Raw genomic sequence first — 20,691 nt, 5'->3', positions numbered from 1 at the left:
GGGCTGCGCTCCCGGGCGAGGTCGACAGGTCGGCCTCCCCCTCTGTCGCGCCCCGACGCGGCGCTCCACAGTGCCTGCCCCACGAGGTCCTTTTGCCTGAGAGGTTCCGGGGAGGATTTGCCCCTTCGGCGCCGCCCCGGGTGCTCCTGGGCGGTCTCTCCCACGTGGGTGTTACCGGCATGGTCAACGCTACCAGCGCCCGGGTTTCCCACCGCTGTCGTCCCCCGGGCCTGTGATCATGAGCGGCCGCGGCCGGGTCAGCCGGCCCCCGCGGACGCCCCCGCGCCCACCGGGTCCGACCCGGCCAGCCCGCCCGGGACCGGGCCGAGGATCCGGTCGGCCAGCGCCGGCAGCACCCGGCCCAGCGGCGCGTCCACCGTCAGCGCCGCGTACCCGTCACCCCGCGTCGGCCCCTGGTTGACGATCACCACGGGAATGCCGAGCTTCGCGGCCCGCAGCACGAACCGCCGCCCCGACATCACCGTCAACGACGACCCCAGCACCAGCAGCAGCCGGGCCCGCTCCACCAGCGCGAAACAGCGCGCCACCCGCGGCGCGGGCACCGTCTCCCCGAAGAACACCACGTCCGGCTTCAGCGTGCCGGCGGGGCAGAACGTGCAGTCGACCGTACGGAAACCGGCCACCGCGGCGTCGTCGAGGTCCACGTCACCGTCGGGGTTGACGGCGGCCACCCGCGCGTCGAAGCCCGGGTTGGCCTCCCGCAGCCGCCGGTCCAGCTCCTCCCGGGAGACCTGGTTGCCGCAGTCGAGGCAGACCACCTCGTCGAGCCGGCCGTGCAGCTCCACCACTGCCGGGCTGCCCGCCGCCGTGTGCAACCCGTCCACGTTCTGCGTGATCACGGCGTCGACGAGGCCGCCGTGCTGCAGCCGAGCCACCGCCCGGTGCCCGTCGTTCGGCTCCGCCCGCGCCATGAGCCGCCACCCGAGGTGGCTGCGCGCCCAGTAGCGACGCCGAGCCAGGGGGTCCCGGGTGAACGTCTGGTACGTCATCGGGGTGTGCCGACGCGCCACCCCGCTGGGCCCCCGATAGTCCGGGATGCCCGACTCGGTGGACAACCCCGCCCCGCTCAGCACCACGACACCACCGCCGGCCACCCGGTCGGCCAGCGCGTCGATCATCTCCGTCACGCCGTCCATGCTGCCTCAGCGCCCGCTCGGGCGCCCACCGGTCCACCCCCGGCCGCCCGGGGGTGGACCGCGCCGGACTCAGCGCTGCTGGTGGCGGGGCAGCGCGTTCTGCCGTACGCCCGCACCCGCCGCCACGGCCTGACCGGCCTCGCCGATCAGCCGGCTCATCGTGCGGGACAACTGCTCGCTGCCGTCGTCCAGGTGCCGCGCCGCCGCCTGCATGTGCGAGATCATCATCTCGCCGAAGATCCGCAACGCCTCCCGCGTCGCCACAGAGTCGTCGAAGGTGGGCCCCGCCGCGCTGCGATACTCCTGCACCGCCCGCTCGGCCTCCTGCTTCGCCTCCTCCGCGGCCGCCCGCATGTAGCTCTCGTACTGCGTCTGCGCGTACTCGGCGACGCGACGCGCGTAGTCGTGCGCCTGCGCGATGATCTGCTCCGCCTCCCGCTGCGCCGCGGAGAGCAGATTCACCTCCTTCGCCGCCGGCACGTTCGCCGACGCGTTCTTGCTCGGGATCACCCCGTGCCGGTGCAGCTCCACCCGGTCGTTGAGCCGCTCGTTCTCGGCCCGCAGGTTCGCGATCTGCGCCGAGAGCAGATCCAGCTCGTCGGCGACCTGCATCCGGAACCGGTCCACGTCGGCGTTGTCGTAGCCGCGCCGGGTGAACGACGCCGCCGCGAACTCCCACCGCCGCACCCGGTCGGCCGTCATCCTCACCTGGACGCCACCGGACACCGGAATCCCGTCGTACCTGCTAATCGGCGTGGCGCTCACCGCGCACCTCCCGAGTTGTCAGGGGCGGCGGAGTCGACCGCCGTCCGCCACGTCGGCCCGTACCAGTGCTTGCCGAACCCCTCGTGGTGCAGCTGCCCCGGGTGGTAGCCGGACCGGGTCAACGCCTGCACCGAGTAGTCGACCATCTCGTCGGAGCCGCACACGTACACATGCCGGGACCGCCAGTCACCGTCGGCCAACGCCCGGTCGACGGCGTGCACGAACTCCCCGGGACGCCGGAAGTCCGCACCGACCACGTACGTCACCGTCAACCACGGAAACGACGACGCCAACTTGTCGATCGCGTCCGTGTCGTAGAACTCGCTGCGGGACCGGGCACCCACGTACAGGTCCACCCGGCGCTGCGCCCCCTCGGCGGCCACCTGCTCCACCAGCGCCTTCACCGGCGCCCAACCCGTGCCGCTGGCCAGCATCAGCAGGTCGCTCGACCCGGCCGGCCACAGCGTCAACCGGTCACCGACCGGCGCCGCCAGGTGCAGCTGGTCGCCCACCGCCGCCCCGTACACCAGCCGCGACGACACCACACCACCCGGCGCCGCCCGCACGTGCAGCTCCAACGTGCCGTCCGCGCGCGGCGCGTTCGCCGGGGAGTAGTACCGCCACGACCGCACCGACGGATGCGACACACCGATCGACTGCCCCGGCGTGAACGGAAGCAGGTACTGCGGGCGCAGCGTCAGCACCGCCACGTCGAACGCCCGCCGCTCGTGCGCCACGACCTCGGCGACCCACCACGGCGGGTTCACCGCCTCCGCGGCCTGCGCAGCCTCGATCATCACCTGCGACACCAGCCCGTACGCGGCCGTCCAGTCCTGCGCCAGCTCGTCGGTCCACTGCTCGCCCAGGAAGTGCTGCAACGTGGCCAGCAACGCCTCACCGACGGCCGGGTAGTGCTCCGGGCGCACCGCGAACTTGCGGTGGTCGGCGCCCAGGTCCTGCAGGAACCCGACGAGCCGGTCCAGCTGGTCGACGTTGGTCACGATGTGACCCAACGCGGTGACCAGCCGGTCCCGCTGCCCGGCCATGTTCGTGGGGAACATCTGCCGGGTCTCGGGGTGGGTCAGGAAAAGAGTCGAATAGAAGTAGAGCGGCACCTGGTCGCCGTGACCGGCGACCAGGGACCAGCTCTGCTTGAGCCGTGCGACGTCCACGCTCAGGCGCCCGGACGGTTCCCGGTGGCCACCACCTGGTCCTGCACGTCGGCCAGCACGGTCTGCACGTGCGCCAGCACGTCCGCCGGCACCCCCAGCTCGGTCAGCGTCGTGATGAGGTGCCCGCCGACCTTCGCGTAGTGCTCCACGGGAATGTTCAGCGGCTTGTGCGCCTCGGCCAGCCCACGGCCGGTGTACTCGTTCGGCCCGCCCAGCACGACGGTCAGCATGAGGGCAAGGTGCCGCCGCTGACCGACCATCTCCACGTTGGTGAAGTAGCCGGCGAGATCCGGATCGGCGAGCACCTTGTCGTAGAACAGCTCGACGGCCGCCTTCACCGAGCTGGCACCACCGATCCGCTCGTAGTGGGAGACGGGGGTGGTCTCTTCCGTAACCGTCACGGTCGTTCCTTCCCATATGGAGGGGCGCGCGGGGGTGGCGCGAAGGGCAAACGGTCGGGCCGGCGCGACAGGTGACGCTCACAGCGACCTGGGCACCGGGGCGACCGCGTGTCGGACCTTAGCGTGTCGCGTCCGCCCGGTCATGGCCCCCCTATCGGATTCCTGACACCGCTCACCACGCAGCGTCACGAAACCGCCGTCCACCGTCGACACCAGCCGCGATCATCACCACACGAAGCGTCACCGACCCGGGGGTACCGTCCACTGCGGAACGGCCGCGGAGTCCGAGCCTCGCTGCCCACTCCCCGCCGTTGACCACCAGCGACGCCCGCTGCCCAATCACCTGACCAGCATCGGCCGACCCGGCGAGCCATGATCCGCCAGGAGGGCGATGCCCCCGCCCCGAACGGGCAAGCAGGCCACCTGCATCCGCCAACGGACACGCAGCGTCACCATGAAAATTGCGAGATTCGTCGGCGCGTCGCACACACCGACCGTCACCAACCCCAGAAACGGGCCGGTCAGCCACCCCATCGGGGCGGCCGCAGCGCCGACGAGCGAACCCTCAGCCCGCCCGCCGCCGTGCCCGCCGCGCCGCCAGCTCGTCACCCACCGGGTCCTGCGGCGCCGACACCGGGTCACCCGCCGCCCCCGCAGCCGGCTCCGCCGGCAGATGCGACAGCGAACCCTGGATCTCCTTGAACGCGCCGCCGATCGCGATGCCGAACACCCCCTGGCCGCCCTGCAACAGGTCGACGACCTCCTCCGGGGACCGGCACTCGTACACCGTCGTGCCATCCGAGATCAACGTGATCCCGGCCAGATCCTCCACACCACGCGACCGCAACGCGTCGATGGCCTTGCGGATGTTCTGCAGCGACACCCCGGCGTCCAGCAGACGCTTCACGACCTTCAACACCACCAGGTCGCGGAACGAGTACAACCGCTGCGTGCCCGAGCCCGACGCGTCCCGCACGCTCGGCACCACAAGCCCCGTCCGGGCCCAATAGTCCAGCTGCCGGTAACTGATCCCCACCGCGTGGCAGGCCGTCACACCCCGGTAGCCCACCGAACCGTCACCGTCCGTCGCCGACCCCGGCGACGCCACACCCGGCTCGTCCAGTTCCGTACCCGGATCGGAATTCCGCGGCTCGTGCATCCGGACAACCTCCCCGTCCGTGCGGTGCCGCGTCGTTTCCGGGACGCGACCCCTCGACACGGCAACCCTATAGCGACCTCGAGGAGTTACCGCGGAGAAACCACCGCGACACGCCGCGCAGCCACGCGGAAGATCACCACACGCGACGACACGTCACCCACCGTGACGGCCACCGGACCGCGCCGGCCGAGCCGCCACTCAGCCCGCGAAATCCTCCGGACGCACCTGCTCCAGGAACTCGCGGAACTTCTCCACCTCGTCCTCCTGCTCGTCGGGAATCACGATCCCCGCCTCACTGAGGACCTGCTCGGCACAACGAATGGGAGCACCCACCCGCAACGCCAACGCGATGGAATCGCTCGGCCGCGCCGACACCCGCACCCCGTCACCGATCAGAAGGTCGGCGTAGAAGACGTTCTCCTTGAGCTCGGTGATCTCCACCGCCCGCAACGGCGCGTCCAACGCCGCCAGCACGTCCCGCAGAAGATCATGCGTCAACGGCCGGGCCGGCTTGACCCCCTGCTGCTCGTAAGCGATCGCCGTCGCCTCGACCGCGCCGATCCAGATCGGCAGATAGCGGTCCCCCTCGACCTCCCTGAGCAGGACGATCGGCTGGTTACTGGGCAGCTCCACCCGAACCCCGACCACGCTCAGCTCGCGCACCGCCGCCTCCGTGTCGTTGTCACCTACGCCGCACCGCACCCTTCCCTGCACGGTACACGGACCGCGACACGGCCGTCCCATGCGCTACCCGCACCACGCCCGCGCCAGAAAGGGGTTACCCCCGCAAGCCTACGACACGCTTCCCCGAGCAGATCTTTCCGCACACCGCCCCCAGGCAGGGCACGCCGACGCCGGCTCACCGACCCAGCGTCGACCGCAACCCCACCCGCACCAACGCCGCGTGCAACTGCTGCGACAACGCCACCAACTCCCGCGCCGTCTCCGCCGCCCGAGCCCGCGCCGCCGGATCACTCTGCCGCACCAACGGCGCCACCAACTGCGCGAACAAACCGACCTCCCGGTCCGCCGCCGTCCGGTAACCCCGCAGATGCCGCGGCTCCAGGCCGTACGCCGCCAACCCCGCCACCGCACTCGCGATGATCAACGCGTCCCCGTCGTACCAACCCGGCGGATCCGACACCACCACACCGAGCCGCTCCAACTCCGACAGCGTCGACTCGTCCAACCCGCTGCGGGCCAACAGATCCGACCGGCCGAGCCGCACCTCCGACGACTCGACCGGCTCGTCCACCTCACGGCCCGGCACCTCACCACCGGGACCCACCGCCACCAACGTCGGGCGTGACCGCCCCGGCGCCGCACCGGTCGCATCCCACTCGGCCAACTGCTCCCGGATCACCCGCAACGGCAGATACTGGTCCCGCTGCGCGGTCAGCACGAACCGCAACCGCGCCACATCGTCCCAGCTGTACTTGCGGTAACCCGCAGCCGTCCGCTGCGGCTCCACCAGACCCTCGGCCTCGAGGAACCGCAACTTCGAGATCGTGACGTCGGGGAAATCCACCCGCAACTGCCCCAGCACCTCACCGATGCTCATCAGCGGCTGGGACCGGGCCGCCCCCGGTGACGTGGAGGCCGCAGGCTCGTTCACCCCCGGCCGGCCTCCTCCTCCGGGCGCGGACCGGCGATGAACACCACCCGGAACTTACCGATCTGCACCTCGTCACCATTGCTCAACGTGGCCGCCTCGACCCGCTCCCGGTTCACGTAGGTGCCGTTCAGGCTCCCCACGTCCCGCACCGTGAACGTGCCACCGTCACGGTGGAACTCCGCGTGCCGCCGCGACACCGTCACATCGTCGAGGAAAATGTCACTGTCGGGGTGCCGCCCACTCGTCGTCACGTCATGGTCCAGCAGGAACCGGGCACCCGCATTCGGACCCCGACGAACCACCAGCAGCGCCATCCCCGGCGGCAACGAACCGGACATCCGGCTCGGCACCACATCGGTGTCCGGCCCCTCCAGCACTTCGTCGAGCGAACCGAGATTGAGCGTCGAAGTGACGTCGAGCGGGGGGAACTCGTCGTCTGGGCGCGTCATGGGACCACCTCACGGATCTGTTCGGTCGGCGTCGGGTAATGGCGGGTCTGGCCGCCGGGCAGTCGCACACCCGGCGGCTGGCTCCCCGTGCCCGGGAAGGCAATTCCGCAACGCTCAACTATTGGGTTCTCGGTCGACTGGGCGAGCCTAGCCAGCGCCGAAATGCAGGGCAACCGGACGCGCGGACTCGACGGGCGCACCGGATCAAGCACACTCAGCTCTCGGTGAGCTCGCGGTACGCGCCCGCCGTCAGCAGCCCGTCCACCGCCGTCGGATCATCCGGAGTGATCTCCACCAACCAACCCGCACCGTACGGATCGGTGTTGATCACCTCGGGAGTGTCGCCGAGCGCCTCGTTGCGCGCGGCCACCGTGCCACCCACCGGGGCGTAGATCTCCGACACACTCTTGGTCGACTCGATCTCACCCAGCGAATCACCGGCCGCCACCACCGCACCCGGATCAGGCAACTGGACGTACACGATGTCACCCAGCGCGTCCTGCGCGAAGTGCGTGATGCCGACCCGGACCGTCCCGGTGCCGTCACCCGCCACCCACTCGTGCTCGGCGGTGTATCGCAGATCCTCAGGAATCACAGACGCGTCCCTCATCCATCGTGCTCCGGGCACCCGGCCCGCAGCGGCCGCGTCCGGTCAGGAGACCGGCCGGGCGTGTTCCAGCTTGATCGGCGCGTGCAGTGCCGAAACCTCGGCAGCCTCACGATCCTCAACGATCACGTTACCGCCGTCACCCTGGACCGACGCGACCACCCCACCCGGAATGTTCAACGCCGTACGCATCGTCGCCGGGTCACCGATCACCGTGATCGTGTACGGCCCCGTCAACCGCCGCCCGTCCACCATGAGCGACCCGTTCTCCCCGTCCAGGAAGTACGTCGACGCGATGATCCGCGCCGTCGCCCGATCACCACCGGCGATCTGCATCGCCTCCGCGCCCGCGCCCCGCAGCTCCTGCACCGCGTCCAACACCCGCGACGCCTTGATCGGCTCGCCACCGGCCTCGAACCGGACGCTCAGCCCCGGCCCCGTCGCCGGCAGCGTGCCCGCCAGGATGCCCAACTCGTCGGCCCGCCGCGTCGCCTCGTCCAGCGCCGCCTGGCGGCCCTGCTCACCCGAACGCAACTGCCGCTGACTCTCCTCCAGCGACGCGATGTCCTGGCGCAACCGGTTCTCCCGGGCATCCAGATCCGACAGGATCCGCACCAGGTCCTCCTGCCGGGTGGCGCCCGACGCCGGATCCGTCGACGTCGTCTTCAACTGCACCACCAGCGTGAACCCCAGCAACGCCAGCAACGCGGCGATCATCACACTCGCCGCCGACACCCGCGACCGCCCCGCCGCCGCAGACGATTCCGCGGCAGCCCCCGCATCCGCCGGCGCCTCCCCGGATGCCTCCGGGCGCTCCGGCGCCGGCCCGGACAGGTCCACCGTCCCGTCCTCGACCGGCTCCACACCCTCACCGGAACGCTCACGCCCCGGCGACTCCGGCGACGCCTCCGGCGCCAACGGACTCAACTCGTCCGGATCCGGCGCGTCCGGACGCGGATCCGGCTCACTGGCCGGACCCGCCGGCCGACCCGGCCCCGCCGGCTCCGGCCAACCCGTACCCGTCTCGGTCTGCTCGTCGCTCATCGCCTAGAACCTACGCCCGGAACAGGTGCCGGCGGATCGCCGCCACGTTCCCGAAAATCCGCACACCCAGCACGACCACCACACCCGTGGACAACTGACCACCCACACCCAGCTGGTCGCCCAGGTACACGATCAGCGCCGCCACCAGCACGTTCGAGATGAAGGACACCACGAACTGCTTGTCGTCGAAGATCCGGTCGAGCTTCGCCCGCACCCCACCGAACACCGCGTCCAAAGCGGCCACCACGGCGATCGGCAGGTAGGGCTGCAACGCCGCGGGCACGGTGGGATCGAGCCACACCCCGAGAACCACACCGGCGAGCAGCGCCAGCACCGCGATCATCGACCACCTCCGGAGGGGCTGGGAGACGTCCCGGAACCGGACGCCCCGGGACTGGCGGACCGGTCACCCGACGGCGAGGGGCTCGGGCGTACCGGTGGTTCCGCGTAGCGTAGCCGCGGCTCGGGAGCGGCCGGCAGAGTGAGGTCGTCGGCCTCCCGCACCCCGAACGACAGGCCGGTCGTCCGCGCCACGTCCTGCATCAACGCGGCGCTACGACTCCGCTCGAACGTGCGCTTCATCGACCCCGGCCCGATCGCCGACACCTCGTACGGCCCGGTCACCGGCCGGAAGTCCACCAGGATGGCCTCCCCCGCCGAGCGGATCGTCGACGTCGCCGTCAACCGCTGCCCGTTGATCGAGACAGCCTCCGCGCCGGCGCTCCACAGCGCGTTGGCCACGCCCTGAAGGTCGCTGTAGAGCACGCGCGGGGGACCCGCGGCGGTGCCGGTCACCGCGTCCGCGTTCCCGGGGGCGTCCGCCAGCCGGACCACCACCCCGTCGCCCCGCACCCGGCCCAGACCCGTGCCCGCCTCCAGGTCCCGCAGCCGCGCCGCCGCCGAACCGCTCAACGCGGCGTCCCGCTCCCGGCCGACCTCCTCGCGCAACTGGTCGGCCCGCGCGGACAGCTCGTCGGTCTCCCGCTCCCGCTCCTTGATCTGCGCCACGAGCCCCGACCGGGCCTGGCTGCGCCCCGGCTCGTCCTCCATCGTCTGCCGGTACGCCACCGCCAGGAGGAAACCCAGCACCACCAGCACCACGACCATGACGGTCCGCGACGACCGGGCCCGCCACGCCGGCGGCGGGCTCTCCCGACGGCGGGCCGCCGCGTCGGCGTACCCGGGATCGAGGGGATTGCGGAACAGTTCGGTGAGGAAGTCCGGCGCGTACACGCGCGCCGGACGTTCACGCTCGTCTCGTGCCGCGCTCACGCCGCCCTCCCCGCGCCGCGTGCGGCCCGGACGAGCCGGGACGCCTGGATCACGTACATGGCGCCGGCCACCCAGTAGAGCACCAGCCCCCACCAGGCCAACGCCCAGCCGATCGCGCCGGCCACCGCGGCGGCCCCGGGCGCCGCGGCCGCGAGCAGCAGCGTGGGGAACGCGGCGAGCAGCAGGAAGGTGGCCGTCTTGCCGACGTAGTGCACCGGCGGTGGCCCGTAGCCGAACCGGCGCAGCACCGCCAGCGACGCGAGCAGCAGCAACTCCCGGGCGAGCAGTGCCGCCGTGAACTGCCACGGCACCACCTCCCGGACGGTGAACGCCACCAGCGTGGCGAGGATGTAGAGCCGGTCGGCGAGCGGGTCGAGAAGCTCGCCCAGGCGGCTCACCTGGCGCAGCCGCCGGGCGATCCACCCGTCCACCCAGTCGGTGGTGCCGCCCACGGCCAGCACCACGACCGCCGCCACGTCGGCGTGGACGACCAGCAGGAGGTAGAGGAAGAGCGGCACGCCGAGCAGCCGCAGGAAGCTGATGAGGTTCGGCAGGGTGAGCACCCGGCCGGTGGCGGTGTCGCCGGAGGCCTGCGGATGCCCTGCCTCAGCCGGCCGACGCGACACCGAGCCTCCTCCCGCCACACGCGATCCGGCTCCCGGCCGAGGTCGGGCGGGGCGGGAAGACGTGCGCGCTGTCGGGCCGGCCACCGCCGGCGCCCTCTTCGCGGCCCCGCCGAACGGGACCTTCGCCTGAAGTCGGCCCGCGATCGACGATCGCGGGCCGGACGAGTTGCGCTGCCACTATATCGGGCCGTCCCCCGTTGCCCGCCTGCCCGGACGTCGTCGTGGTCGCCGTGCGGTTCGTGTGATGGGCCACACCACCTGTAAGGCATCCTAGGAAGATAGGTGGAAGCGGGTGCAGCGGCCGACACCGCTCCGGCCCGTCGGCGGCGCGCCTCAGGCGGTACGGACGGTCGGATCCTTCTGCGGCTCCCCGGCCGCCGACGCCGCGGCCTGCGCGAAGGCCAGCAGGGCGACCAGCAGGTCGTGCTGCGTCCGGTAGGGCATCCGGTCGAGCACCGTCGCCACCGCCCGCTGCCGGCGCACGGCCAGCTCCCGCAGGAGGTCCTCCCCCGCGGGGGTGGGCAGCAGCCGTACCTCGCGCCGGTCCCGCGGATCCGCCGTCCGGCGCAGCAGCCCGATCGCCTCGAGGCGGTCGCACAGCCGGCTCGCCGAGGAGGGCACCACGTCCAGCAGCTCGGCGAGCCGGTTGACGTTCGTCGCGGGGCGGGTGCTGATCAGCGACAACACCCGCAGCTGCGTCGGGGAGACCGAGACCTGCTGCCGGGACACGGCCGAGTCGAGCACGTTGACGAGCGCCTCGGCGGCGGCGTCGATCGCCGCGGCGAGATCCGAAGGTCCCTCCACCCGATGTCCCCTGCCATCGTCCCGCTGCTGACCGGCCGTGACGACCGCGCCTCTCACTCGGCGTCCCGACCACGGACACCGTGCCAGTCCAGGCAGACCACGACAGCGTCGTCGCCCAGGTCGGTGTCCGCGTGGTAGGCGTGCAGTTCGCGCATCACCGTACCAACTGCCTCGGCGGGCGGCTGCAACCGCGTCGACCGCATGGCCCGGGCCATCGCCCGTTCCCCGTACGGTTCCCCGCCCGGCGGGGTGGCCGCCCACACGCCGTCGCTCACCACGAAGAGACGGTCACCAGGGGCCAGCGCGAACTCCTGCACGTCGTACCGCGCCTCCGCGAACATGCCCAGCGGCAGCTGCTGGTCCAGTGCGATCGGCTCCACAGTGCCGCCACGCAGGCGCAGGACGTGCGGCGAACCCGCGTCCACGGCCCGCACCCGCCCGGCCCGCACGTCCAGTTCGAGGAGGAGCGTGGCCACGTGCCGCCGCCCCCGGTGCTGGTAGTAGAGCGTGTCCGAGGCCAGCTCCGCCTGCTCCACCAGCGCGCCGCCGGAGCGGCGGGCGTTGCGCATGGCGTTGACGGCGACCGCCGTGAGCAGCGACGCCGACAGCCCCGTGCCGTCACCGTTGAGCACCGTGACCGTCAACCGGTCACCGTCGAGGGACCAGTCGAAGTGGTCACCGCCCACCGTGTACGCCGGCTCGAGCTGACCGGCGAGGTGGAACGCCTCGTGGGAGACGCTGCGCCCGGGCAGCAGTTCCCACTGCATCTCCGCGGCCATGCTGAGCCGTTCGCGGCGCCGGACCCGGCGGTAGCGGTCCGTCTCGCGGTCGGCGGCGCGCAACGCCATCGCGAGGTCCCCGGCGATGTCGGCGACCCGTTCCTCGACGCCCGGCCCGGGTGATCCCGGCAACTCGATCATGAGGACGCCCAGCCGCTCCCCCCACACCGACAGCGGCATGTAGAGCCGGCACCGCCCGTCGTCGGCGGCGTCGTGCACCGGCCGCTGACTGCTGAAGCAACGCTGGACCACGCCCTGGCAGGCCAGAAATCCCGCGGACGGCAGCTCCGGGTCGAGCAGCGGCCACAGGCCGCTGATCCGGTAGTCGGCGATGAACACGTCGGTCCGGGTGGCACCCAGAACGGACCGGATCGCGCGGTCGGCGGCCTCCGCGAGCTGGTCGGGCGGCGCCGCACGGAGCGTACGCGCCACTGCGTCGGGGGTGTCCAGCATGGTTGTTCCTCCGGAAACTTGCTGTAAGGCAAGCATCATACGGAGGGCCTCCGACGGTCCGGACGGACGGTGCCCCCGGCGCCCGGTCAGTCGTCCCCGCGGACGGCGACCGCCCCGTGGAACGCGTCGGGCACCTGCTCCGGCGGACCCTCGGGCCGCCACCGGGTGACCGGGACGATGCCGTCGTCGGTGGGCGTCCATCGGCCGAGCAGCGGCCCGAACGCCTCCGGCGACCGCATCCGGAACGCCGGCCCCATCATGGCCAGCGCCTCCGGGTGCCCGGCCAGCTCCTCGGTGTCGAAGTCGATGGCCAGGCAGCTGCCCGGCGCGGCCGCCGTGTAGAGCTCGTCGAGGGTGCGGGCCAGCGTGTCGTCGTCGAGGAACGCCGCGAGGCCCAGGAAGACCACCCCCACCGGCCTCCTCCCCCACCCCGGCACGAACCGGTGCAGCTGCGCCGGGTCGATGGTGCCGATGTCCGTGGCGTCGCCGTAGCCGTAGCCGGCGCGGTCACTGCCGGCGAGGATGCGCTGCCCCAGCCGGATGGTGACGGGGTCGACGTCGGTGTAGAGCACAGTGGCCTCGGGCGCCGCCTCGTGCACGTTGCCCATCGTGGGCACCCCCGCGCCGAACACCAGGAACCCGTCCACCCCGCGCTCGGCGACGGCCCGCACGGCGCGGCCGAGGAAGGCACGCAACGCGCGGAACACCGGCGCGCACGGCCCGTACGCCCCCTCGAAGGCGCGTGCCGCCTCGACGTCGACCGGGAAGTGGTGGTGCCCACCGAGCCAGAAGTCGATCATACGGGCGGTGCTCGGCTGATCGGGTTCAACCATCGATGACGCTCCCTCTCCGGTGGTCGTCGCCAGCGTACCGACCGGGCGTCCTGCGCGGTATCGCTCCGCCGGCTCCCCACCGGCCGGAATACTGGCCCACAGTGGCGGGAGGTGGGCCGGTGAACTCGTCGGGCGGCGCGGCCGTGGTGGTCGGCGTGGACGGCTCCGAGCCCGCGCTGCGCGCGGTGCGCCTCGCCGCCTCCGAGGCGGCGCGCCGTCACCGGCCACTGCGGGTGGTGCACGGGTTCATCTGGCCGCTGCTGCACGTGCCGCTCACCGCCCCGCCCGACAACCCGCCGGGTGGCGGGCTGCGCGACCAGGCCCAGCAGGTGGTCGCCCGCGCCGTCGCCGAGGCGGAGGCCACGGCACCGGGGACACGCGTCTCCGGCGAGATCATCGACGGGGAGGCGTCCGCCGTGCTGCTCGGCGAGGCGCCGGCCGCCGCCATGATCGTGCTCGGGGACCGGGGGCTGGGCGGATTCTCCGCCCTCCTCGTCGGGTCCGTGGCCGTCCAGGTCGCCTCGTACGCCGACTGCCCGGTGCTCGTGGCCCGTGGCGCCGAGCGCACGGACGGGCCGGTCGTGGTCGGGGTGGACGGTTCGGAGGTGTCCACCCTCGCCGTCGCGTTCGCGGCCGACACCGCCGCCGCCCGTGGGACCGACCTGCTGGCGCTGCACGCCTACCGCCATCCCGTCTCCACCGGCCCGGGCGACATGCAGCCGCTCGTGTACGACGAGACCCAACTGAGCGGCGAGGAGGAGCGGATCCTCGCCGAGTCGCTCGCCGGGCTCGGCGAACGCCAACCGCAGCTGCGCGTCACCCGGCGCGCGGTGCACGCCCGGCCCGGTCCGGCGCTCGCCGAGGCGTCCCGCCAGGCCCAGCTCGTGGTGGTCGGCGGGCAGGGGCGCGGCGAGTTCACCGGGTTGCTCCTGGGGTCGGTGAGCCAGTCGGTGCTGCACCACGCCGACTGCCCGGTCGCCGTGGTGCCCGGCCCTCGCTGAGCACGGTTGGCCGCACCCGCAACGGGTAGACGCCCCGGGTACGCCATCGGCGACAGCGACCGGAGGAGGCAGTGATGCCAGGACCACGGCCGGGCAGCAACGCGTACGACAAGCAGCGGGCACGGATCCGCAAGGCGATCGACGACTCCGGACGACGGGTGCCCGACGGCCGCGCCGACCAGGTCGCGAACCGGATCCTCCAGGAGGACCGGGGCCAGCGTGGGGTGATCCGCGGCGAGCGCGTCTACGGCCCCAAGGGCGAGCGCGAACCCGGTGACCCGAAGTGAGGACGACCGAGCTGACCGACGGCGCCATCGCGGGCGCCGTCGGCAGCACCGCCCTGAACATCGTCACCTACCTGGACATGGCGCTGCGGGGCCGGCCGGCCAGCAGCACACCGGATGAGGCGGCCGGGCGCCTCGCCAGCGCCGCCCACGTGGGCCTGGGCACCCCTGCGAAGGCGCCGAACCGGCGTAACGGTCTGGGCGCGCTGCTCGGCTACGCCACGGGCGTCGGCGTGGGCGTCGGTTTCGCGTTGCTCGCCCGGGGCCGCCGGTGGCCGCTCGCGACGGCCGGTGGGCTGCTCGGCGCCGGCGCGATGGCCATGACGGACGGTTCGCTCACGGTGCTCCGGGTCACCGACCCGCGCACCTGGCGGCGCAGCGACTGGATCAGCGACATCGTGCCCCACCTCACCTACGGGTTGGCGGCCGCAGCCACGTGGAACCGGCTACGACCGCCCGCGAAGCGCTGGGGTCGCTAGCCCCGCGCGTCGCTCTCGTCGTCGGCCAGCGGCTCGCCGGCCGACCCGTACGGCGAGACCTGCCCCTTCGGGACCGGCCGGCCCTCGTCGCCGCGGGACGACCCGCGGTTGAGCGGATGGCCGGTCGGCTTCGGGCCCTTGCTGTACTGGCTCGTGGCGCCCTTGTCGTTGCGGCGCAACTCCTCCTGCTGCGGATTGACCACCGGTGTCTCCTTCCGCGCGGACGGCTTTCGGCATCGACCGCCTCCACGACCGGGTACCCGCCCCCGGCGTCGCCATTCGCGGGCCCGGCGGGGCTAGCCGGCCGTGGGACGGGTACACCTGCGGCGTGGCTGACGATCGGGCGGTGGCGCGGGTCCTGCTGGACCGGCAGGAGCACACGTACGCCGAGGAGGCCGGCATCCGGCTCGCCGACCGGCCGGCGCCGCTGTACCAGCTGCTGGTGCTCGCCACGCTGCTGAGCACCCGGATCCGGGCCTGCGTGGCCGTGGCCGCCGCCCGGGAGCTGTTCGCCGCCGGCTACACGACACCGCAGGCCATGGAGGCCGCGAGCTGGCAGCAGCGGGTCGACGCGCTCGGCCGCGGCCACTACCGCCGCTACGACGAGCGGACCGCCACCATGCTCGGCACGGGGGCGCGGCTCTGCCTCGACCGGTGGCACGGTGATCTGCGCCGGCTGCACCGGGAGGCGGGCGGCGCGCCCGCCGCGCTGCGCCGGCTGCTCACCGAGTTCCCCGGCATCGGCCCCACCGGCGCGGACATCTTCCTGCGGGAGGCGCAGACCGTGTGGCCGGACCTGCGCCCGTTCACCGACCGGCGGACCCTGTCCGGGGCCAAGCGCCTCGGCCTGCCCGAGTCGCCGGAGAAGCTCGCCGGCCTGGTGCGCGACGCCGAGTTCGGCCGGCTCGCCTCCGCCCTGGTGCGGGTGGCGCTCGGCGAGGAGTCCGCGGGCGAGGTCAACCGGGACGCCGCCGGCCGGTGAACCCGGCTACTTCGCCGGCTGGCTCGGCTTGGTCAGGTACCAGACCAGCAGCGAGGCCGCCAGCGCGAGTATCACCAGCCCGCCGGTGAGCCCTCGGCCCTCACCCGGGTCCCGCCCGGCGGTCCCGAAGTAGATCACCGCGAGCCCCGCGAGCACCGTCACGAACGTCCGCAACCCTCGGTCCTTCACACCTCGGACCGTACGGGCGGCCGGCGGCCCCCGGAGGCGTCATGAAACGGATTCACCCGTACGGCGAGGTACCGCCCGGTCAGTCGCTCTCCAGGTCGTCCAGACTGATGGCGTGCGTCATGAGCCAGCGGGCCAGGGCCGACATCCCGAACAGCCACAGCGGCGCCGACTCGGTGGTGCCGTTCGTCGCGAAGATCGCGAACCGGAGGTCCGGTGCCCGGTACGCCTCGATCCGCCACTTGTGCTGCTTGTCCCGCCAGACCGCGGAAGGGTCCATGGCGTCACCGTAGGTGACCGCCGGCGTGGGCGCGGTCGGTTCCCCGCCGCCCCCGCCCTCAGCCCACCACGATCCGGGCGTCGTCGGGCAGCCGCCGCGTCGCGCCACGCCGGTCCAGCAACTCCAGCAGCGGCACCGCCACCCGACGCGTCGTGTCCAGCGCCCGCCGGGCCTCGGAGAGGGTGAACGGCTGGGGCAGCTTGGCCAGCACCCGCACCGCCTCGTCGAGCACGTCGGGCAGGAGCACCACGTTCTCGGCGAGCCGCAGCAGCGCGCCCGCCCGCACCGCGGCGCCCACCTCCCGCGGGCCCAACCCCAGGTCGGCGAGCCGGTCCGCCTCCGGCGCCCGGAACGGCCGGTCGCCGTACTCGGCGCGGATGCGTTGGACCGCGCGCGCCACCGGTGCGGGCAGCGCGTCCACCTCGGCCGCCGTGACCCGGCCGCCACGCAACCGCAGCGGGGGCCGGACGAGCGCCTCCACGAGCGCCCGGTCGGGCAGGTCGAGCCGCTGCCGCAGCGCCTCCACGGGCGCGCCGGGCTCCAGCGGGTGCTCCCGGGCGTGCCGGGCCACCTCCTGGGCCAGGCGGACGCCGAGCTGCCGCCAGTGCCCCGGGTCGGCGAGCCAGTCGCCGGCCACCGGCTGGGCGTCGACCGGGACACCCATCCGGGTCAGGTCCGCGGCCCGGACGAGCCGGCGGCGGCGCAGTTCCCCGGCCAGGTCGGGCCGGCCGTTCAGACCCGCCAGGACCGTCGCGCGGGCCGCCGCGGCGCCGCGGCGGGCCAGCGGCGGCGGCGCCACGTCGAGCACCGTCACCCCACCGGCCACGTGTTGGCGGCCCGGGTCGCGCAGCAACGCCCGGTCGCCCACGAGCAGCGGCAGCGGCCGGGCCAGCCGCAGCCGCGCCGTGTCCGGGCCGAGCGGCCGGACCCGCACCGGCACCGCGGCCGAACCGACGTGCAGGGTGAGCGTGGCCGGCAGGTCCGTGGCGGGGTCGCCCGCGACGCGGACGTCCAGCACCTCCGTGCGGTGGAACCGCGCCGGGCTCAGCAGCGCGTCGCCGCGGGCGAGCCGGTCCCGCGGCGTGCCGCGCAGGTTGACCGCCACCCGGGCCACCGCGCCCACCTCGTCGTGGGGCGCACCGAGCGACTGCAGGCCGCGTACCCGCACCCGTTCGCCGCTGCCGGCCAGCTCCAGCTCGTCGCCGACCCGTAACCGCCCGGCGCCCAGCGTCCCGGTGACCACCGTGCCGCTGCCGCGGATGGTGAAGCTGCGGTCCACCCACAGCCGCACCGGGCCGTCGCCGTCCGGGGCGGGCAGCCGCGCCGCGAGCCGGTCCAGCGCCTCCCGCAGCCCCGGCAGGCCCGCCCCGGTCAGGCCGCTGACGGCGACCGCCTCCACGGCGCCCAGCGAGGTCGCCGCCAGCTCGGCGCGGGCCCGCCGCATGGCCGGGCCCGGGTCGGCCAGGTCCGCGCGGGTCACCACGACCAGGCCGTACGCGACGCCGAGCGCGTCCAGCGCGGCCAGGTGCTCGGCGGACTGCGGCATCCAGCCCTCGTCGGCGGCCACCACCATGAGGGCCGCCGGCACCGGGCCGACCCCGGCGAGCATGTTGGGCACGAAGCGCTCGTGGCCGGGCACGTCGACGAAGGCGACGGTGCCGCCGGAGGGCAGCGTCGTCCAGGCGAAGCCGAGGTCGATGGTCATGCCGCGGCGGCGTTCCTCGGCCCACCGGTCCGGTTCCATCCCGGTGAACGCCCGGACGAGGGTGGACTTGCCGTGGTCGACGTGACCCGCGGTGGCGACGACCCACACGTCAGTCGTCTTCCCTCGGCACGGCCAGCACGGCGGCGCGTACGACGTCGTCGGCCTCCGGCGGCACGCAGCGCAGGTCCAGCAGGAGGCGCCCGCGCACCACCCGGCCCAGCACCGGCGTCGCCCCGGTGCGCAGCGCCGCCGCGTACCGCTCGGGCAGGCTCAGCGCCCACGAGTCCAGCTCGACGCCCGGCGCGCCGCCCCCGCCCACCACGGCCACCGACGGCACCACCTCGGCCTTGCAGCCGTCCGCCCCGAGCCGGTCACGCAGTCGCTCCACCCGGGCGCGCAGCGCGCCCGGGTCGGCGTGCAGCGCCTCCCGGGTGGGGGTGGCCGGGCCGTGCAGGGTGGCCGCCAGCGCCGCGAGGGTGAGCTTGTCGACCCGCACCGCGCGGGCCAGCGGATGCCGCCGCAGCCGCTCCACGAGGTCGGCGGTGCCGAGCAGCAGCCCGGCCTGCGGGCCGCCGAGCAGCTTGTCGCCGCTGGCCGTCACCAGGTGCGCGCCGGCGCGCAGAGTCGTGGCGGCGTCCGGCTCGTCGGGCAGCAGCGGGTCGGGGGCGAGCAGCCCGGAGCCGATGTCGGCGACGACCGGCACGCCGAGCGTCGCCAGCTCCCGTACGCCCACGGCCGAGGTGAAGCCGGTGACCCGGAAGTTCGACGGATGCACCTTGAGCACGAACCCGGTGTGCGGACCCACCGCGGCGGCGTAGTCGGCCAGCGTCGTGCGGTTGGTGGTGCCCACCTCGCGCAGTCGCGCACCGGTGCTGGCCAGCAGGTCCGGCAGGCGGAACCCGTCGCCGATCTCGACGAGCTCACCCCGGCTCACGACGATCTCCCGGCCCGCGGCGAGCGCCGTGGCCGCGAGCACCAACGCGGCCGCGCCGTTGTTCACCACGTGCACCGCCCCCGCGGCGGGCACCGCGGCCGCCAGCGCGGCCAGCGCGTCCCGGCCGCGGCGGGCACGCCGGCCGGTCACCAGGTCCAGCTCCACGTCCGTGTGCCCGGCGGCGGCGACCAACGCGTCGACCGCGGCGCGGGACAGCGCGGCCCGACCCAGGTTCGTGTGCAGCACCACGCCGGTGGCGTTGAGCACCGCGCGGGGCTCCGGCGCCGGCAGCGCCGCGACGGCGGCGTCGCGTACGCCCTCGGGGCTGATCTCCCCGCGGCGGGCCCGGTCCTGCGCGGCGACCACGACGGCCTTGACCCGGTCCCGGCCGAGCGCGGCCGCCGCGGCGGCCAACGCCGGATCGGCGAGCAGCAGGTCGGTGCGGGGTACGCGACGCCGCGGGTCGGGGTGCCCGTCGCGCATCGCGTCATCTCCTACCGCGGTTGGCGGAGACGGACGGGAATCGAACCCGCCTGGCCCGGGTCCCGGACCACACCGGTTTTGAAGACCGGGAGGGGCACCAGCCGCCTGAACGCCTCCACCGAGTATTTGACCACAACGCACTCACGGCTGCGCGGCGAGATCGAGAAGAGGGGTCAGCCGGCGTCGGTGGCCCGCCGCCGGTTCGCCCGCTCCCGCTGCGGCACCACCGTGTACTTCGGATCGCGGGCGGAGGCCACACCCGCGTAGAAGACACCGAACCGGGTCGCCACCGAGGCGGCCAGCAGCGCGGCGCCCGACAGCGCGGACACCGCCCGGCTGCGCCGGCCCACGAGCGCGCCCACCACCCCGGCCGCCGTGAGCAGCCGGCCGGCGCGCAGCAGCCGGCCCGGCCGGCCCACGCGGTACGGCTCCGAGAGCAGGCCGACGCGTGTCTCCACCCGGTGCGACCCGCTGAGCTCCATCACCGCGCCGGCCACCGCCATCCGCCGCGCCGGCCCCGCCTCGCCCGGCGGCGCGGCGATCAGCCCGACGCCGGCGCCGCTGGCCAGCGCGCTGCCCGCGAAGATCACCGGCAGCTCCGGGTACGCCTCGTGCCACGACGGCACGGCCGTGTCGGCGAGCAGCACCCCCGTGTACGTGGCCAGCGCCGGCGCGGTCACGGCCGCGGCCAGCCCGGCGACCTGCCCCAGCGGGGTCAACGCCCGGCGGGCCAGACCGGGCAGCCCCCGCTCGGGCAGCCACGGCGCCGCCTCCGCGACCGCGGCCACCCCGGCCGCCGGCCCGAACACGGTGAGGATCCACGTGCCCATCGACATCGGCGAGGTCAGCTTCGCCACCCGCAGCATGTGGTGGAAGCGGTCGGGCCGGCCGAGATCCCGGATCAGGAACACGGTGCTGGCGGTGACCCCGGCGAGCGCCGTCACCCGCCCGGCGCGCCGCAGCGCCGGCCGGCCGGTGAGCTGACCGCCCGCCGCGAGCAGCGCCGAGCCGGCGGCGAGACCGCCGGTGAACAGGTACGCCGCGATGTCCCACTTCCACACCGGCGGCTTGAGGATCGGGCGGCCGTAGTACGAGACGAATTCGGCCTCCGGGACCCGCAGTTCCTCCCCGCCGCCGCGGCGGCCGACGCGGCGGCGCCCCGGCCGGGCGTCCCGGTCCGGCACCGGCGCGAAGCCCGCCTCGGCCGCCTCGACGTCGCTG

The 20,691-nt window shown here is 73.9% G+C and carries 26 protein-coding genes, 1 tRNA gene and 1 riboswitch; of the genes, 4 read left to right on the top strand and 23 right to left on the bottom strand.

Annotated features, from left to right (window positions below; translation table 11 throughout):
* Positions 1–74: 74 nt before the first annotated feature.
* Positions 75–173: riboswitch (glycine riboswitch) on the bottom strand.
* A gap of 84 nt (positions 174–257) precedes the next feature.
* The 16 genes from ACSNOA_RS17195 to ACSNOA_RS17120 all read right to left on the bottom strand — a co-directional run bounded on the left by ACSNOA_RS17195 (position 258) and on the right by ACSNOA_RS17120 (position 13,136).
* The gene (locus ACSNOA_RS17195) at positions 258–1,157 is read right to left on the bottom strand and encodes an NAD-dependent protein deacetylase (RefSeq protein ID WP_436659524.1); all 900 of its coding nucleotides are present in this window, start codon (positions 1,155–1,157) and stop codon (positions 258–260) included.
* Between the two features lie 69 nt (positions 1,158–1,226).
* Complete coding sequence (locus tag ACSNOA_RS17190) at positions 1,227–1,922, bottom strand: DivIVA domain-containing protein (RefSeq protein ID WP_436659523.1); 696 nt, start codon at positions 1,920–1,922, stop codon at positions 1,227–1,229.
* Positions 1,919–3,094: a globin domain-containing protein gene (locus ACSNOA_RS17185; RefSeq protein WP_436659522.1), complete on the bottom strand. Its 1,176-nt coding sequence runs from the start codon at positions 3,092–3,094 to the stop codon at positions 1,919–1,921. Before ACSNOA_RS17185 ends, ACSNOA_RS17190 begins: the two co-directional genes overlap by 4 nt.
* A gap of 2 nt (positions 3,095–3,096) precedes the next feature.
* On the bottom strand, positions 3,097–3,495 hold the full coding sequence (locus ACSNOA_RS17180) for a group I truncated hemoglobin (protein ID WP_436659521.1): 399 nt from the start codon (positions 3,493–3,495) through the stop codon (positions 3,097–3,099).
* A gap of 565 nt (positions 3,496–4,060) precedes the next feature.
* Positions 4,061–4,654: a MerR family transcriptional regulator gene (locus ACSNOA_RS17175; protein WP_436659520.1), complete on the bottom strand. Its 594-nt coding sequence runs from the start codon at positions 4,652–4,654 to the stop codon at positions 4,061–4,063.
* Between the two features lie 198 nt (positions 4,655–4,852).
* Positions 4,853–5,317, bottom strand: a complete 465-nt coding sequence (locus tag ACSNOA_RS17170; protein ID WP_120782534.1) for a bifunctional nuclease family protein — start codon at positions 5,315–5,317, stop codon at positions 4,853–4,855.
* A gap of 196 nt (positions 5,318–5,513) precedes the next feature.
* On the bottom strand, positions 5,514–6,215 hold the full coding sequence (ftsR, locus tag ACSNOA_RS17165; RefSeq protein ID WP_436662335.1) for a transcriptional regulator FtsR: 702 nt from the start codon (positions 6,213–6,215) through the stop codon (positions 5,514–5,516).
* A 50-nt stretch (positions 6,216–6,265) separates the two neighbouring features.
* Positions 6,266–6,718: an oxoglutarate dehydrogenase inhibitor Odhl gene (gene odhI, locus ACSNOA_RS17160; RefSeq protein WP_007071101.1), complete on the bottom strand. Its 453-nt coding sequence runs from the start codon at positions 6,716–6,718 to the stop codon at positions 6,266–6,268.
* A 214-nt stretch (positions 6,719–6,932) separates the two neighbouring features.
* On the bottom strand, positions 6,933–7,313 hold the full coding sequence (gene gcvH / locus ACSNOA_RS17155) for a glycine cleavage system protein GcvH (protein WP_436659518.1): 381 nt from the start codon (positions 7,311–7,313) through the stop codon (positions 6,933–6,935).
* A gap of 57 nt (positions 7,314–7,370) precedes the next feature.
* Positions 7,371–8,369 (bottom strand): DUF881 domain-containing protein, encoded by a 999-nt coding sequence (locus ACSNOA_RS17150; RefSeq protein WP_436659515.1) that lies wholly within the window; start codon positions 8,367–8,369, stop codon positions 7,371–7,373.
* Positions 8,370–8,379: 10 nt separating this feature from the next.
* On the bottom strand, positions 8,380–8,712 hold the full coding sequence (locus ACSNOA_RS17145) for a small basic family protein (protein ID WP_091588778.1): 333 nt from the start codon (positions 8,710–8,712) through the stop codon (positions 8,380–8,382).
* Complete coding sequence (locus ACSNOA_RS17140) at positions 8,709–9,641, bottom strand: DUF881 domain-containing protein (RefSeq protein WP_436659514.1); 933 nt, start codon at positions 9,639–9,641, stop codon at positions 8,709–8,711. The genes ACSNOA_RS17145 and ACSNOA_RS17140 overlap by 4 nt, the downstream gene beginning before the upstream one ends.
* Positions 9,638–10,267, bottom strand: a complete 630-nt coding sequence (locus ACSNOA_RS17135; protein ID WP_436659512.1) for a CDP-alcohol phosphatidyltransferase family protein — start codon at positions 10,265–10,267, stop codon at positions 9,638–9,640. Before ACSNOA_RS17135 ends, ACSNOA_RS17140 begins: the two co-directional genes overlap by 4 nt.
* Before the next feature lie 333 nt (positions 10,268–10,600).
* Positions 10,601–11,071, bottom strand: a complete 471-nt coding sequence (locus ACSNOA_RS17130; protein WP_436659510.1) for a MarR family transcriptional regulator — start codon at positions 11,069–11,071, stop codon at positions 10,601–10,603.
* A gap of 53 nt (positions 11,072–11,124) precedes the next feature.
* Positions 11,125–12,303 (bottom strand): PP2C family protein-serine/threonine phosphatase, encoded by a 1,179-nt coding sequence (locus ACSNOA_RS17125; RefSeq protein ID WP_436659509.1) that lies wholly within the window; start codon positions 12,301–12,303, stop codon positions 11,125–11,127.
* 86 nt (positions 12,304–12,389) lie between these two features.
* Positions 12,390–13,136 (bottom strand): SAM-dependent methyltransferase, encoded by a 747-nt coding sequence (locus tag ACSNOA_RS17120; protein WP_436659507.1) that lies wholly within the window; start codon positions 13,134–13,136, stop codon positions 12,390–12,392.
* Between the two features lie 119 nt (positions 13,137–13,255).
* On the opposite strand from ACSNOA_RS17120, the gene ACSNOA_RS17115 reads away from it, so the two are divergent.
* The 3 genes from ACSNOA_RS17115 (at position 13,256) to ACSNOA_RS17105 (ending at position 14,900) form a co-directional block, all read left to right on the top strand.
* The gene (locus tag ACSNOA_RS17115; protein WP_436659505.1) at positions 13,256–14,137 is read left to right on the top strand and encodes a universal stress protein; all 882 of its coding nucleotides are present in this window, start codon (positions 13,256–13,258) and stop codon (positions 14,135–14,137) included.
* A gap of 74 nt (positions 14,138–14,211) precedes the next feature.
* Positions 14,212–14,424, top strand: a complete 213-nt coding sequence (locus tag ACSNOA_RS17110; protein WP_436659504.1) for a phosphatidylethanolamine-binding protein — start codon at positions 14,212–14,214, stop codon at positions 14,422–14,424.
* Entirely contained in the window at positions 14,421–14,900 is a 480-nt protein-coding gene (locus ACSNOA_RS17105; RefSeq protein WP_436659502.1) for a hypothetical protein, read from the top strand. The genes ACSNOA_RS17110 and ACSNOA_RS17105 overlap by 4 nt, the downstream gene beginning before the upstream one ends.
* Here the strand turns inward: ACSNOA_RS17105 and ACSNOA_RS17100 are convergent.
* A complete protein-coding gene (locus tag ACSNOA_RS17100; RefSeq protein WP_436659501.1) occupies positions 14,897–15,103 on the bottom strand; it encodes a hypothetical protein in 207 nt (68 codons plus the stop codon). The genes ACSNOA_RS17105 and ACSNOA_RS17100 overlap by 4 nt on opposite strands.
* 125 nt (positions 15,104–15,228) lie before the next feature.
* Here ACSNOA_RS17100 and ACSNOA_RS17095 point away from each other — a divergent pair, with 125 nt between their 5' ends.
* Positions 15,229–15,882, top strand: a complete 654-nt coding sequence (locus ACSNOA_RS17095) for a hypothetical protein (protein ID WP_436659500.1) — start codon at positions 15,229–15,231, stop codon at positions 15,880–15,882.
* 6 nt (positions 15,883–15,888) lie between these two features.
* Here the strand turns inward: ACSNOA_RS17095 and ACSNOA_RS17090 are convergent, their stop codons facing one another.
* From ACSNOA_RS17090 to nrfD, 6 genes are all read right to left on the bottom strand, one after another.
* Positions 15,889–16,056, bottom strand: coding sequence for an amidophosphoribosyltransferase (locus ACSNOA_RS17090; RefSeq protein WP_436662334.1), 168 nt, complete (start codon positions 16,054–16,056; stop codon positions 15,889–15,891).
* A gap of 94 nt (positions 16,057–16,150) precedes the next feature.
* Positions 16,151–16,348: a hypothetical protein gene (locus tag ACSNOA_RS17085; RefSeq protein ID WP_120331337.1), complete on the bottom strand. Its 198-nt coding sequence runs from the start codon at positions 16,346–16,348 to the stop codon at positions 16,151–16,153.
* 58 nt (positions 16,349–16,406) lie between these two features.
* On the bottom strand, positions 16,407–18,161 hold the full coding sequence (gene selB / locus ACSNOA_RS17080) for a selenocysteine-specific translation elongation factor (protein ID WP_436659499.1): 1,755 nt from the start codon (positions 18,159–18,161) through the stop codon (positions 16,407–16,409).
* A 1-nt stretch (position 18,162) separates the two neighbouring features.
* A complete protein-coding gene (gene selA / locus ACSNOA_RS17075) occupies positions 18,163–19,470 on the bottom strand; it encodes an L-seryl-tRNA(Sec) selenium transferase (RefSeq protein WP_436659497.1) in 1,308 nt (435 codons plus the stop codon).
* A 21-nt stretch (positions 19,471–19,491) separates the two neighbouring features.
* Positions 19,492–19,587, bottom strand: a tRNA-Sec gene (locus ACSNOA_RS17070).
* 56 nt (positions 19,588–19,643) lie between these two features.
* On the bottom strand, positions 19,644–20,654 hold the full coding sequence (gene nrfD, locus ACSNOA_RS17065; RefSeq protein ID WP_436662332.1) for an NrfD/PsrC family molybdoenzyme membrane anchor subunit: 1,011 nt from the start codon (positions 20,652–20,654) through the stop codon (positions 19,644–19,646).
* Between the last annotated feature and the right edge of the window lie 37 nt (positions 20,655–20,691).

This window comes from Micromonospora sp. URMC 103 (assembly GCF_051386435.1).
Classification (GTDB): domain Bacteria; phylum Actinomycetota; class Actinomycetes; order Mycobacteriales; family Micromonosporaceae; genus Micromonospora.
This window is presented reverse-complemented; position numbering and strand designations above follow the sequence as displayed.